The organism is Janthinobacterium agaricidamnosum (assembly GCF_003667705.1).
GTDB lineage: Bacteria > Pseudomonadota > Gammaproteobacteria > Burkholderiales > Burkholderiaceae_D > Janthinobacterium.
In genome coordinates this window covers 2,462,254-2,475,347 of the sequence record NZ_CP033019.1, presented here as the reverse complement: position 1 = coordinate 2,475,347, position 13,094 = coordinate 2,462,254, and the positions used below count along the sequence as shown (strand labels likewise).

The following is a 13,094-nucleotide window of genomic DNA, read 5'->3' as shown; positions in this document are numbered from 1 at the left end:
GGTTCCTTAGGCGCCAGGCGCCGTTTTGCGCGACTTCGGCATCTGCATGAAGATGGCCGAACCGTGTTTTTTCTTGCCGAACAAGGTCGGTTCGCTGCTGCCGTCCGAGCAGCCGTTGCCGAAACTGAAGCCGCACGAACCCTTCTCGTTGAAGCTGTCCTCGGCCATTTCCTTGTGGCTGCTGGGGATAACGAAGCGGTCTTCGTAATTGGCGATGGCCATGATGTGGTACATGTCCTCCACCTGCGCCTGGGTCAATCCCACTTGCTTGAGCACCGTGAGGTTCTCCACCTTCTCGACCGTCTTGCTGCGCATGTAGGCACGCATGGCCAGCATGCGGTCCAGCGCCGTGACGATGGGCGGCTGGTCGCCGGCCGTCAGCAAATTGGCCAGGTACTGCACGGGAATGCGCAGGCTTTGGGTGTCGGGCAGCATGCCGTTCACGCCCAGCTTGCCAGATTCGGCGGCTGCCTGGATCGGCGACAGCGGCGGCACGTACCACACCATCGGCAAGGTGCGGTATTCGGGATGCAGCGGGAACGCCACTTTCCACTCGACGGCCATCTTGTAGACGGGCGACTTGACGGCAGCATCGAGCCAAAGGTCCGGGATGCCCTGGCGGCGCGCCTCGGCGATGATGGCCGGGTCGTGCGGATCGAGGAACAGGCCCAATTGCGCCTGGTACAGGTCCTGCTCCTGCGGCACGGAGGCGGCAGCCTCGATCTTGTCGGCGTCGTACAGCAGCACGCCCAGGTAGCGGATGCGGCCCACGCACGTTTCCGAGCACACGGTAGGCTGGCCGGCCTCGATGCGGGGGAAGCAGAACGTGCACTTCTCCGCCTTGCCGGACGACCAATTGTAGTAAATCTTCTTGTACGGGCAACCGGAGATGCACATGCGCCAGCCGCGGCACTTGTCCTGGTCGATCAGCACGATGCCGTCGTCTTCGCGCTTGTACACGGAGCCGGACGGGCAAGACGCCACGCACGTCGGATTGAGGCAATGCTCGCACAGACGCGGCAGATACATCATGAAGGTGTTTTCGAACGTGCCGTACATCTCCTTCTGCATGTTGTCGAACAGCTTGTCCTTGCTGCGCTGGGCAAACTCGCCGCCCAAGTCATCTTCCCAGTTCGGGCCCCACTCGATTTTTTCCATCTTTTTCCCCGTCAGCACGGAGATCGGACGGGCCGTCGGCGGCGTCTGCGACAGCGGCGCGCTTTGCAGGTGCTCGTAGTCGTAGGTGAACGGCTCGTAGTACTCGTCGATGGCGGGCAGGTTCGGATTGGCGAAGATATTGGCCAGGATCTTCAAACGGCTGCCCTGGCGCGGCTCGATCTTGCCAGAGTCCGTGCGGCGCCAGCCGCCATTCCACTTGTCCTGGTTTTCCCACTGCTTCGGATAGCCGATGCCGGGCTTGGTTTCCACGTTGTTGAACCATGCGTACTCGACGCCGTCGCGGCTGGTCCACACGTTCTTGCAGGTGACGGAACAGGTGTGGCAGCCGATGCACTTGTCCAGGTTCAGCACCATGCCGATTTGCGCTCTGATTTTCATACTATGCTCCTTCTTCCTGCAACGGGCCTTCGAGCCAGTCGACCTTGTTCATCTTGCGCACCAATACGAATTCATCGCGGTTGGAGCCCACCGTGCCGTAGTAATTGAAGCCGTAGGCCAGCTGGGCGTAGCCGCCGATCATGTGCGTCGGCTTGGGCACGGCGCGCGTCACCGAGTTATGGATGCCGCCCCGCTTGCCCGTCATCTCCGCGCCGGGCACGTTGATGATCTTTTCCTGGGCGTGGTACATCATCGTCATGCCGGCCGGGATGCGCTGGCTGACGATGGCGCGCGCCGTCAGGCTGCCGTTCACGTTGAAGACCTCGATCCAGTCGTTGTCGACGATGCCGGCAGCTTGCGCGTCGGTCTCCGACAGCCACACGTGCGGTCCGCCGCGCGACAGGGTCAGCATGCGCAGGTTGTCCGAATACGTGGAGTGGATGCCCCATTTCTGGTGCGGCGTCAAAAAGTTCAGCGCCAGCTCCTTGTTGCCGTTCGGCTTGGTGCCCAGCAGCGCTTCCGTCGTCTTCGTGTTGATGGCCGGCTTGTACACGCACAGTCCCTCGCCGAAGTCGCGCATCCACAGGTGATCCTGGTAGAACTGCTGACGGCCCGTCAGGGTGCGCCATGGAATCAGTTCATGCACGTTGGTATAGCCGGCCGTGTAGCTGACTTCCTCGCTTTCCAGGCCCGACCAGGTGGGCGAAGAAATGATCTTGCGCGGCTGCGCCTGCACGTCGCGGAAGCGGATGCTGTCATGCTCGCGCGGCAGCGCCAGATGTGTGTGCTCGCGTCCCGTGATGGCGGACAGCGCGGCCCAGGCCTTGACGGCCACGTGGCCATTCGTTTCCGGCGCCAGCGACAGAATCATTTCGGCTGCATCGATGGCCGTATCGAGGCGCGGCTGGCCCTTCGACACGCCATCTTCCAGCACCGTGCGGTTGATGCCCCGCAATACCTCGACTTCATGGCCCGTTTTCCAGGAAATGCCCTTGCCGCCATTGCCGATGGTTTCCAGCAGCGGTCCGATCGAGGTGAACTTCTTGTAGACGTCGCGGTAATTGCGCTCGACCACCGTCATGTTCGGCATGGTCTTGCCGGGAATCGCATCGCATTCGCCTGCGCGCCAATCCTTGGGATCGAAGGGCTGGCCCAGTTCGCCCGGCGTGTCGTGCATCAGCGGGGTGAGGATGATGTCTTGCTGGGTGCCCAGCAGCTCGCCGCCGATTTCCGAGAATTTCTCTGCCAGCCCCTTGTAGATTTCCCAGTCCGACTTCGATTGCCACAGCGGCTGCACGGCTTCGGACAGCGGATGGATGAACGGATGCATGTCCGACGTATTCAGATCGTCTTTTTCATACCAGGTGGCCGTCGGCAGCACTACATCGCCATACAGGCAGGTGGTCGACATGCGGAAATCGAGCACCACCAGCAGATCGAGCTTGCCTTCGGCGGCCGGGCGCACTTTCACCTGTTTCGGCGTGATGCAGTCGTCTTCGTCGCTGAGCAAGCCGTTCTGCGTGCCCAGCAGGTATTTCAGGAAGTACTCGTGGCCCTTGCCCGAGCTGCCCAGGATGTTCGAGCGCCAGACAAACATATTGCGCGGGAAGTTGGCCGGATTGTCCGGATCGTCGCACGAGAACTGCAGCTGGCCCGCCTTGATCTGGTCGAGCGCATACGCGGCCGGCGCCTGCCCTGCCGCCTTGGCGGCCTTGGCCACCTCCAGCGGATTGGTCTGCAGCTGCGGCGCCGATGGCAGCCAGCCCATGCGCTCGGCCTTGGCGTTGTAATCGAGCAGGGTCAGGTCGCCCGTGCCGCCGGCCGCCGATGGCGAGGCGATGTCGCCCGTTTCCAGCTTTTCATGGCGCCACTGGCTCGTGTGGGCATAGAAGAACGAGGTGCCGTTCATCTGGCGCATCGGGCGCACCCAGTCCTGGGCGAAGGCCAAAGGCGTCCAGCCCGTTTGCGGACGCAGTTTTTCCTGGCCCACGTAATGGGCCCAGCCGCCGCCCGACTGGCCGATACAGCCGCACATCATCAGCATGTTGATGATGCCGCGGTAGGTCATGTCCATGTGGTACCAGTGATTCAGGCCGGCGCCCACGATGACCATGCTCTTGCCGCGCGTCTGGTCCGCGTTTTCTGCGAACTGGCGCGCCACGGTGATGACGTCGGCGCGTTTCACGCCCGTGTGCTTCTCTTGCCACGCGGGGGTGTACGGCACGTCGTCGTCATAGCTCTCGGCCACGTTCTCGCCGCCCAGGCCACGGTCGATGCCGTAGTTGGCCAGGGTCAGGTCGAATACGGTGGTGACTAGGCCCGTCGTGCCGTCGGCCAGGCGGATGGTTTTCACCGGCACCTTGCGCAGCAGCATGTCGGACGCGTCCTTGCCGCCGAAGTAGGCAAAACCCACTTCCGTGACGGCGTCGCTGTCGTTGATCATGGAGAGCATCGGCACGATGGGCGCGCCGCTGCCGCCGGCCTTCTGTTCCAGGTTCCACTTGCCCGACTCGCCCCAGCGGAAGCCGATGGAGCCGGCCGGCGCGGTGATGGCGCCCGTGGTTTCGTCGATGACCAGGGTTTTCCATTCCGGGTTGTTGGTTTCGTCGAGGTTGTTGTCCAGGTGCGAAGCGCGCAGGAAGTAATCGGGCACCAGGGTGCCGTTATGCTCCTTGAGCAGCACCAGCATGGGGAAGTCCGTGTACTGGCGCGCATAGTCGCGGAAGTAGGCGCTCTGGCCTTCCGAGTGGAATTCCTTGAGGATGACGTGGCCCATGGCCAGCGCCAGCGCGGCGTCCGTGCCCTGTTTCGGCGCCAGCCAGATGTCGCCGAACTTCACCATTTCGCCGTAGTCGGGCGAGATGGCCACGGTTTTCGTGCCTTTGTAGCGCACTTCCGTGTAGAAGTGGGCGTCCGGCGTGCGCGTCATCGGCACGTTCGAGCCCCACACCATCAGATAGGTCGAGTTGTACCAGTCGGCCGATTCCGGCACGTCCGTCTGTTCTCCCCACACTTGCGGGCTGGCCGGCGGCAAGTCGCAATACCAGTCGTAGAAGCTCAGGGCCACGCCGCCGATCAGCGACAGGTAGCGCGTGCCGGAAGCATAGCTGACCATGGACATGGCGGGAATCGGCGAGAAGCCGACGATGCGGTCCGGGCCGTATTTCTTGATCGTCAGCGCGTTCGCGGCGGCGATGATTTCATTCGATTCTTCCCACGTGGCGCGCACGAAGCCGCCCAGGCCGCGGATGGATTTGTATTGCTGCGAGCGCACGGGGTCCTGGCTGATCCAGTCCCAGGCCGTGACGGGGTCCATGGTCTTGCGCGCTTCGCGCCACATTTCCATCAGGCGGCCCCGCACCATCGGGTATTTCACGCGCTGGGCCGAATACACGTACCAGGAATAGCTGGCGCCGCGCGGGCAGCCGCGCGGTTCGTGGTTGGGCAGGTCGGGCCGCGTGCGCGGGTAATCGGTTTGCTGGGTTTCCCAGGTGATCAGGCCATTCTTGACGTACACCTTCCAGCTGCACGAGCCGGTACAGTTCACGCCATGCGTGGAGCGCACGATCTTGTCGTGCTGCCAGCGCTGGCGGTAGGCGTTTTCCCAGGTGCGGTCTTCGTCGACCACGGTGCCATGGCCGTTCGAAAACGGCTCGGCGGGCTTGCTAAAAAATTTAAGACGGTCCAGAAAGTGACTCATGCTACCTCCACATTGCGCCGCCGGAGCGGCGCCAGGTCATAAAAACGCTGCAAGCCGGATGGCCCACGCGTCGATACAAACAGTCTATCGACGCGCCGTGCCCGGCGGTATTGGCAAGAAGTCGGTTTCCGGCACCAGGAATGCATAGGCACGTAGTCACCCGGATAGTCACTATTGCCTATGGGCGCCGCGACCGTGCTGCGGTATACCTGTCGTCATCGTTCAACACAGAGAAAGAGCACCATGTCGATTACCGATTACGCCAGCCTGCTGCACAGCGCCCGCAACCAGGAGCAGCCGCAACGCCTGCTGTTCACCTTTACCCAGGCGCAGGCCCAGCCTGGCGGCCAGGGCAAGTCCCTCACGCCCGTGATGTGCGCCGACAAGCTGCCCGATGAACTGGGCAGCTTCGAGACATTGAAGGAAGAGTCGAAACAGATGCAGACGCACTGGGACGTGGTCTTCGTGGCGGGACTGGCGGGTCGCGAGGGCCAGCCGCCCGCCGCGCAGGAATGCGAAGCGCCCCTGCGCGCCATGGTGACGGCGATCGAGCAAGGCCGCATCGACAGCCTGCTGGCGTTTGACCGCAGCGGGGATTTATTGCGTTTTAGCTGAGGGAATTTGTCGGATTACGGCCTGCGGCCTCGGCAGCCCCGCCTAATCCGACCTACCAGATGCAGGTCGGATTAGCGTAGCGTAATCCGACACATTGTTGGCGGCACGTTTCGGATTACCTGGCCGCATCCGGCCAAGGGCGCTCATGCAGATGGCGCGCCCGCTCTATCGGACAGACAAGCGGCAAAAACTGCTGCTGGCGCGCCGAATAGGCCATCAGCGCCCCGCTGTCGATGTCAAAATACCAGCCATGCAGTTTCAATACGCCCTGCTCCACCCGGCGCTTGAGCCACGGGTAGGTGAGCAGGTTGTCCAGCGACTGCAGGATGCTGGCCAGTTCGCACGCATGGTGCTGTTCCTCCGACGAGCGGTGCGCCAGGTCACGCCGCACGCGCTGCGCCACCGGTTCGGCGATGCGCATCCACTGTCCCACGAAGTCCGTTTCCTGCCCTTCCGCGCGCGGCTGCGGTTCCAGCAGCGCGCGGATGCCGCCGCAGCGCGCATGGCCCAGCACGATGACCCTGGCCACTTCGAGCTTGCAGACGGCGAATTCGATGGCCGAACTGACGCCGGGCGGCGCGTCTGGCGTGCACGGCGGCACCAGGTTGGCGATATTGCGCACGACGAACATGTCGCCCGGGTCGCTGCCCGTCAGCAGCATCGGATCGACCCGCGAATCGCAGCAGCCGATCAGCAGGGTCGTGGGCCGCTGCCCGTCGCGCAGGCTGTCGTACAAGGTTTGCGGCTCGCTGAAATACTGCTGCTGAAACAGGCTGAAGCCGTTGACGAATTTTTCCAGTTCTTCCATGACATACTCTCATTTCCTCAACGTCTGGCAAGAACGACTTGCCAGACATTCCAACTTTAGCAAGGCATCGGCGCATTCTTGCGCGCATAGCACCACCAGGTGATGGCGATGCAGCTGACATAAAAGCCGATGAAGCACCACAGGGCCGCGTCGGGGCTGCCCGTCAGCGCAATCGACGTGCCATAGCTTTTCGGGATGAAGAAGGCGCCGTAGGCCGCCACGGCCGACGTGAAGCCCAGCACGGCCGCGCCTTCCTTGTTGGCGTCGACGATCGCTTGTTCCTGCGCCGCCTTGCCCTTGCCGGCGGCCGCGCGCTGGTGCTCCGTCAGGAAGATCACGGGGATCATGCGGAAGGTCGAGGCATTGCCGATACCCGTGCCGGCGAACAGCAGCATGAACATCCAGAAGAAGCCGTTGAAACTGCCCGCAGTGTGCACACTTCCGCCCGCTTGCGGCATGAAGTACAGCACGCCCAGCACGGCGCCTATCATCAGGAGGAACGACCACAGGGTGACGCGGGCGCCGCCCAGTTTGTCGGAAATCACGCCGCCGGCCACGCGCGCCAGGGCGCCGACCAACGGTCCCAGGAAGGCGTAATCGAGCGGGTTGACGTCGGGGAACTGGATCTTGATCAGCAGCGGGAACGCGGCCGAGTAACCGATGAAGGAGCCGAAGGTGCCCGTGTACAGCCAGCACATGAGCCAGTTGTGCTTGCGCTTGAAGATCACGGCCTGTTCGGAAAACGACGCCTTGGCCGACGCCAGGTCATTCATGCCGAACCAGGCCAGTAAAGTCGACAGCGCGATGAACGGCACCCAGATGAAGCCCGCGTTTTGCAGCCACATCTCCTTGCTCACGCCATTCTTGACCCAGGTGAGCGAATCGCCGCCCCAGGCGCCGAAGACGGCGAACGTGATCACCAGCGGCACGACGAACTGCACCACCGACACGCCCAGGTTGCCCAGGCCCGCATTCATGCCCAGCGCGAAGCCCTTGCTCGCCTTTGGATAGAAAAAGCTGATGTTGGCCATCGACGAGGCGAAATTGCCGCCGCCGAAACCGCACAGCAGCGCCAGGATCAGCATGGTCGGATAACCGGTGTTCACGTCCTGCACGGCCAGGCCGATGCCGATGGCGGGAATCAGCAGGGAACCCGTGGAAATGGCCGTCCAGCGCCGGCCGCCGAAGATTGGCACCATGAACGAGTAAAAGATGCGCAAGGTGGCGCCGGACAGGCCCGGCAAGGCCGTCAGCCAGAACAGCTGGTTGTTACTGTAGGTGAAACCGATGTTGGGCAGGTTGACCACCACCACGCTCCACACCATCCACACGGCAAACGCCAGCAGCAGCGCGGGAATCGAGATCCACAGATTGCGCGCGGCCGTGGCCTTGCCCGTGCTTTGCCAGAAGCTCGGGGTTTCCGGCTCCCAGGTATTGATCATATAGCGGCTCATGCTTTAACTCCTGCAGGTTGAGTAGTTGGTGCCGCACGCAGCGGCTTGAACGAGAAATGCATCCAGACGAGGGAAACGCAGACGGTGCCGTACAGGAGCATGAAGGAGCTCGAACGCACGCCCGTGAAGTCCACCAGGGCGCCGAACATCACGGGCAGGATGAAGCCGCCCAGGCCGCCGGCCAGACCCACCACGCCCGAGACGGCACCGATGTTGTCGGAAAAATCATCGCCGATGAACTTGAAGACGGACGCCTTGCCGACAGCCATGGCGATGCCGACGATGAACAGCAGCACGGTGAACCACAGCGGCGACAGGCCGATATGGAAGGCCAGCGGCCCCGTGACGGTCTCGATCACCATCTGCGTTTGCGGATACGACAGCAGGAAGAAGCACACCCAGCACACCCACATCACGGCCCAGGTGACTTTCGCCGCACCGTATTTGTCGGAGATCCAGCCGCCCAGCGCGCGCAGCACGCCGCCCGGCAGCGAGAAGCAGGCGGCCAGCAGCGCCGCGTGCTTCAGATCAAAACCGTATTCGGCCACGTAATACTTCGTCATCCACAGGGCCAGCGCCACATAGCCGCCGAACACCACCGAGTAGTACTGGCAGTAGCGCCACACGCGCGGATCCTTCAGCACCTTCATCTGGGCCGAAAAACTTTCGCCCGATGGCGCCAGGTGCGATTTGTCCGTGTACGAAAACAGCCAGAAGATGATGGCCGTGGCCAGCATGGCCACCGCATACACCTTGGGCAGCATCTGCCAGCCGAAGGCGGCGACGATGCCCGGCGCAACGAACTTGGTCAGCGCGGAACCGGAGTTACCGGCGCCGAAAATGCCCATCGCCAGGCCGCGGCGCTCCTTTTCGTACCAGCGCGCCACGTACGGCGTGCCGACGGAAAACGAACCGCCCGCCAGGCCCACGAACATGCCCAGCACAAGGAAATGCCAGTAGGCGGTGGCGTAGGAAATCAGGTAGATCGGCACCACGCTGGCCAGCATCAGCAGGAAGAAGACGCGGCGTCCGCCGTATTTGTCTGTCCAGATGCCCAGCGGCACGCGCACGAGGGAGCCCGTCAGCACGGGCATGGCGGCCAGCAGGCCGAATTGCGTTTCAGTCAAGCCCAGGCTGGTCTTGATGGGGATGCCCAGTACGGCAAACATCATCCAGACTGCAAAGCAGATGGTAAATGCGAAGGTACTGCTGATTAATACGGACGCCTGCTTGCGCCGCATGCCCGGTTCGACTGCCTTGTTACTGCTGTTACTGTTCTTGTTAGTGCCATCTAGGGTAGCCACGATGTTTCTCCATGAATGCACTGGCCGTCTGGCCAGCCGTCCCGATCAGCTTACGTGGCAGCGGCGAAAGGCACTATCGGCCACAGGGTGATTCCGGGAAGGCAATCTGGATAGCCGCATCGGCAAAAGTGACTAGATGACGGGGGTGCGCGCCTAGCCTGGATGGCGGGTGTTTTACAAACCGGCGCATTTTTGGCACACTCGGCGCCTGGAGAAAAGGAGCGGCATGCAGAACAGGCACGAAACAGACGAGATCATCACGCGCGTGGCCCAAGCTGGCGATGTGAAAGCCATGCTGGCTTGCGATGCCTATGCCCAGACGCACCCGGAGCGCGGCGAGGCCGTGCGCGCCGCCGTCGGCAAGGGCCACTGCCAGGTGGCCCTCCGGGCCGGCCAGGTGGCTGGCTATATCCTCACGCACGGCGACTTCTTCGGCCACGATTTTGTCTCGCTGGTGGTGGTCTCGCCCGTGCACCAGCGCTGCGGCGTGGGATTGCGCCTGCTGGCGGCCGCCGCGGACGCGTGCCAGACAGGGAAGCTATTCACCTCGACGAACCGGTCGAACGGCGCCGCGCAACGGCTGTTCGCCGGCGCGGGCTTCGTGCGCAGCGGCCGGATCGACCATCTCGATGAGGGCGATCCGGAGTTCGTGTACGTGAAATTCCTGCCTTAGGCTCGTCTCATCCCGACGGCGTATGGTGCGGAAGGCCAAAGGCGGCTATGCTGGCACCACCATCAATCACCGCACAACATCACGCATGGATTATCTGAGCCTCAAACATTTCCACATGGGCTGCGCCGCCGCCAGCGGCTGTCTTTTCCTGTTGCGCGGCGCCTGGATGCTGCGCGCCTCGCCCGCCTTGCAGCAGCGCTGGGTGAAAATCCTGCCGCACCTGGTCGACACGGCCCTGCTGGCCAGCGCCATCGCCCTGGCCGTGTGGAGCGGCCAGTCGCCGGGCAGCCAGCCCTGGCTGGCCGCCAAGCTGTGCGCGCTGGTGGCCTACATCGCGCTGGGCACCATCGCCCTGAAGCGGGGCAAGACGCCGGCCGTGCGCGGCGCCGCCTTCGCCCTCGCCGTGCTGGTCTTCGCCTACATCGTCGCCGTGGCCGTCACCAAGCAGGCCTGGCCGCTGTAGCACCAGGCAAGCGCATCAGAAGAGGTAGCGCAGGGTAACGCTGGCGTTGCGCGGCGCACCCCAGTACCCCTGGTTGTACATGCCGAGCTGGCTGTAGTAATGCTTGTCGAACACGTTGTTGATGTTCGCCTGCAGGGACAGCTGGCGCGACAGCGCGTATTTCGCCATCAGGCTGGCCACGGCATAGCCGCCCTGCTCCACGCGCTCGACACCGTTCGGTCCCGTGGCGTCGCGGTAGGCGCCGCTCTGCCAGTTCACGCCGCCGCCCACGGACAAGGCGCGCCAGCCGCCAGGCAGATGGTACGTGGAAAACACGCGCGCCAGGGTCTGCGGCACATAGCTGTTCAGGCGCGCGCCCGTGTTGTCCTCGGCCGCCGCATGCGACACGCTGGCCGAGACGTTCCAGCCCTTGGCCAGCTCGCCCGACACGTCCAGTTCCACCCCCTTGCTGGTGGTGCCCGAGGCCGCGTAGTACGCCTGCGTCAGCGAATTGCCGACAAAATGGCCCGTGTCTTCCTGCGCCAGGCCATCCTGCGCGATGCGGAACACGGCCAGCGCCGCATTGAGTTTGCCGCCGAAATACTCGCCCTTCACGCCCGCTTCCACATTCTTGCCTTGCACGGGGTCGAGATAGCGGCCAAACCGGTCCTGGTAGCCCTGCGGCTTGAAGATCTTGCTGTAGCTGGTGTACAGCGCATGCTGCGCATCGATATCCCATACCAGGCCAGCATATGGCGTGACGGCGTGCTTGGCATAGGCGTAGCCGCCGCCCCAGTCATCGACGTGGTCCGCCTTGTAGCGGCTGTAGCGCGCGCCGACGATCAGCTTCAGGGGATCGGCCAGCGAAAACCGCGCCGTGCCATAGATGCCGCGCTGCTGCACCGTGTCGAGCAGCTTCCAGCGCGAGAAATTCGGGTCGTTCCAGTCCGGCTCCGGCGTCACGCCCTGCCACTGATGAAAATTGCCGTAGTCGACGCTGCCGCCGGCAATGCCGGGGTTGCTGGCGAACTGGTTGCTGCCCGAAACGCCGAACGCCAGGTCGTGCGTGCGGCCCAACAGCTGCAGCGGCCCCTGCACATAGGCGTCGACGCTGTCCTGGCGCCGCGTGCCCGAGTAAAAGCCGGCGTAGCCCGTCACGCCCTGGCCCGTGGCCTTGTCCGGCCAGGTATTGGCGAAGAGTTCGGCCGCCGAGTAATTGCCCCAGCCGTGATTCAGCATGGCCGTCAGGTTCCAGCCCTTGCCCAGTTGCTGCTCCAGGCGCAGGAAGGCCGTCTGGCTGGTGCTGAACCAGCGGCTCCAGGTGGTGGCCGTGGTGGTGGAGCGGGAAAACGTGGCCCGTTCGCCATCCGCGTACCACAGCGGCAGGCCGCCGTACATGCCGCCGCGCGGGCGGTTGTCCTGGTATTCATAGCCGGCGATCAGCACGCTGCCGGGCGCCAGATCCGCCTCCACGGTGGCGTAAGCCATGGCCTTCTTGCCATGATACAGATTCACATACGATTCGCTGTCCTGGTAGCTGGCCACGACTCTTCCGCGCACCTTGCCATCAGCACTCAGGGGTGTGGACAGGTCCGCGCTGGCGCGCGCATTCTGCCAGGAACCCAGGCTCAGGGCCGCATTCCCGGCCAGCTGCGCCGACAATGCGCGCTTGCGTACCAGGTTGATGGTGGCCGACGGTTCGCCCGCGCCCGTCAGCAGGCCCGTGGCGCCGCGCACGATCTCGACCCGGTCGTAGGCCGTCATGTCCAGCGTGCTGTCGCCCACATTGAACGCATTGTCGACCGTGGTGGGAATGCCGTCGTACTGGTAGCTGGCGATGGAAAAGCCGCGCGCGAAGAACGAGGTGCGGTCGCTGTCGTAGCGGTTGATGGCGATGCCGGCTGCGTTTTGCAGCACCTCTTCCACCGTTTGCAGGTTCTGGTCATCCATCTGCTGGCGCGTGACCACGCTGACGGCTTGCGGCGTCTCGCGCACGGACAGGCCCAGGCGCGTGGCCGAGCGCATGGTCTGCGTCGTATAGGCGCCGCTGCCTTCCGTCGCGCCGTTCGCATCAAAGCTGGCGCTGACCTTCATCTCGGGCATGGTCTGACCGCCATCGGCCGCTGCCGCGTCGAGCACATAACCGCCATTGGCCTGCGGCACGGCGCGCAAGCCCGAGCCGGCGACGATGGCGCCCAGCGCTTCAGGCACGCTGTAGCTACCGGTCAGGCCGGCGCTGCGCTTGCCCGCCAAGGCGGCGGCCTGGTAGGAAATCATGGTGCCCGTCTCCTGGCCGAAACGCACCAGCACCTGTTCCAGGGAGCCGGCCGGTATCGCCAGCGCGATGCGCACCGCATTCGCGGCCTGGGCCGCAGGAGCGAAGATGGTGGCGCCGCTGGCGGCGAGCAGCCACAGGGCCTGACTGACGGCCAGCGCCGCCACGCTGCGGCGGCAGGTACGGGAGGCGGAAGAAACGTGAATAAGTGGTGTGCTGGGCATGCGGACTGTTTTCCTGAAAGTGAATGGAGGGTTCACTTGCTA

At 63.7% G+C, this 13,094-nt stretch carries 9 protein-coding genes; 3 read left to right on the top strand and 6 right to left on the bottom strand.

Translation table 11 applies throughout. From position 1 onward, the window contains the following. Nucleotides 1-6: 6 nt before the first annotated feature. Entirely contained in the window at nucleotides 7-1,557 is a 1,551-nt protein-coding gene (narH, locus tag D9M09_RS11165; protein WP_121669280.1) for a nitrate reductase subunit beta, read from the bottom strand. Between the two features lies 1 nt (nucleotide 1,558). Next, a complete protein-coding gene (locus D9M09_RS11160; RefSeq protein ID WP_121669279.1) occupies nucleotides 1,559-5,257 on the bottom strand; it encodes a nitrate reductase subunit alpha in 3,699 nt (1,232 codons plus the stop codon). 243 nt (nucleotides 5,258-5,500) lie between these two features. On the opposite strand from D9M09_RS11160, the gene D9M09_RS11155 reads away from it, so the two are divergent. Beyond that, nucleotides 5,501-5,872 carry a ribonucleotide reductase subunit alpha gene (locus tag D9M09_RS11155; protein WP_070223625.1) on the top strand — a complete coding sequence of 124 codons (372 nt, stop codon included), beginning with the start codon at nucleotides 5,501-5,503 and terminating at the stop codon, nucleotides 5,870-5,872. A gap of 115 nt (nucleotides 5,873-5,987) precedes the next feature. On the opposite strand, the gene D9M09_RS11150 is transcribed toward D9M09_RS11155, so the two are convergent. The 3 genes from D9M09_RS11150 to D9M09_RS11140 are packed head-to-tail and all read right to left on the bottom strand — an operon-like array spanning nucleotide 5,988 to nucleotide 9,375. Further along, on the bottom strand, nucleotides 5,988-6,680 hold the full coding sequence (locus tag D9M09_RS11150) for a carbonic anhydrase (RefSeq protein WP_070223626.1): 693 nt from the start codon (nucleotides 6,678-6,680) through the stop codon (nucleotides 5,988-5,990). A gap of 56 nt (nucleotides 6,681-6,736) precedes the next feature. After that, the gene (locus tag D9M09_RS11145; protein ID WP_070223628.1) at nucleotides 6,737-8,134 is read right to left on the bottom strand and encodes a NarK family nitrate/nitrite MFS transporter; all 1,398 of its coding nucleotides are present in this window, start codon (nucleotides 8,132-8,134) and stop codon (nucleotides 6,737-6,739) included. Beyond that, on the bottom strand, nucleotides 8,131-9,375 hold the full coding sequence (locus D9M09_RS11140) for an MFS transporter (RefSeq protein WP_070223631.1): 1,245 nt from the start codon (nucleotides 9,373-9,375) through the stop codon (nucleotides 8,131-8,133). The genes D9M09_RS11145 and D9M09_RS11140 overlap by 4 nt, the downstream gene beginning before the upstream one ends. A gap of 289 nt (nucleotides 9,376-9,664) precedes the next feature. Here D9M09_RS11140 and D9M09_RS11135 point away from each other — a divergent pair, with 289 nt between their 5' ends. Both D9M09_RS11135 and D9M09_RS11130 read left to right on the top strand, forming a co-directional pair. Beyond that, a complete protein-coding gene (locus D9M09_RS11135) occupies nucleotides 9,665-10,111 on the top strand; it encodes a GNAT family N-acetyltransferase (protein WP_121669278.1) in 447 nt (148 codons plus the stop codon). Between the two features lie 85 nt (nucleotides 10,112-10,196). After that, nucleotides 10,197-10,574 carry a SirB2 family protein gene (locus D9M09_RS11130; RefSeq protein WP_070223635.1) on the top strand — a complete coding sequence of 126 codons (378 nt, stop codon included), beginning with the start codon at nucleotides 10,197-10,199 and terminating at the stop codon, nucleotides 10,572-10,574. A 15-nt stretch (nucleotides 10,575-10,589) separates the two neighbouring features. Here the strand turns inward: D9M09_RS11130 and D9M09_RS11125 are convergent, their stop codons facing one another. Continuing rightward, on the bottom strand, nucleotides 10,590-13,052 hold the full coding sequence (locus D9M09_RS11125; protein WP_121669277.1) for a TonB-dependent siderophore receptor: 2,463 nt from the start codon (nucleotides 13,050-13,052) through the stop codon (nucleotides 10,590-10,592). Nucleotides 13,053-13,094: the final 42 nt, after the last annotated feature.

Coding starts and splice junctions, on each gene's coding strand:
- narH (WP_121669280.1), bottom strand. CDS start 1,557: ATGAAAATCAGAGCGCAAATCGGCATGGTGCTGAACCTGGACAAGTGC.
- D9M09_RS11160 (WP_121669279.1), bottom strand. CDS start 5,257: ATGAGTCACTTTCTGGACCGTCTTAAATTTTTTAGCAAGCCCGCCGAG.
- D9M09_RS11155 (WP_070223625.1), top strand. CDS start 5,501: ATGTCGATTACCGATTACGCCAGCCTGCTGCACAGCGCCCGCAACCAG.
- D9M09_RS11150 (WP_070223626.1), bottom strand. CDS start 6,680: ATGGAAGAACTGGAAAAATTCGTCAACGGCTTCAGCCTGTTTCAGCAG.
- D9M09_RS11145 (WP_070223628.1), bottom strand. CDS start 8,134: ATGAGCCGCTATATGATCAATACCTGGGAGCCGGAAACCCCGAGCTTC.
- D9M09_RS11140 (WP_070223631.1), bottom strand. CDS start 9,375: ATGCGGCGCAAGCAGGCGTCCGTATTAATCAGCAGTACCTTCGCATTT.
- D9M09_RS11135 (WP_121669278.1), top strand. CDS start 9,665: ATGCAGAACAGGCACGAAACAGACGAGATCATCACGCGCGTGGCCCAA.
- D9M09_RS11130 (WP_070223635.1), top strand. CDS start 10,197: ATGGATTATCTGAGCCTCAAACATTTCCACATGGGCTGCGCCGCCGCC.
- D9M09_RS11125 (WP_121669277.1), bottom strand. CDS start 13,052: ATGCCCAGCACACCACTTATTCACGTTTCTTCCGCCTCCCGTACCTGC.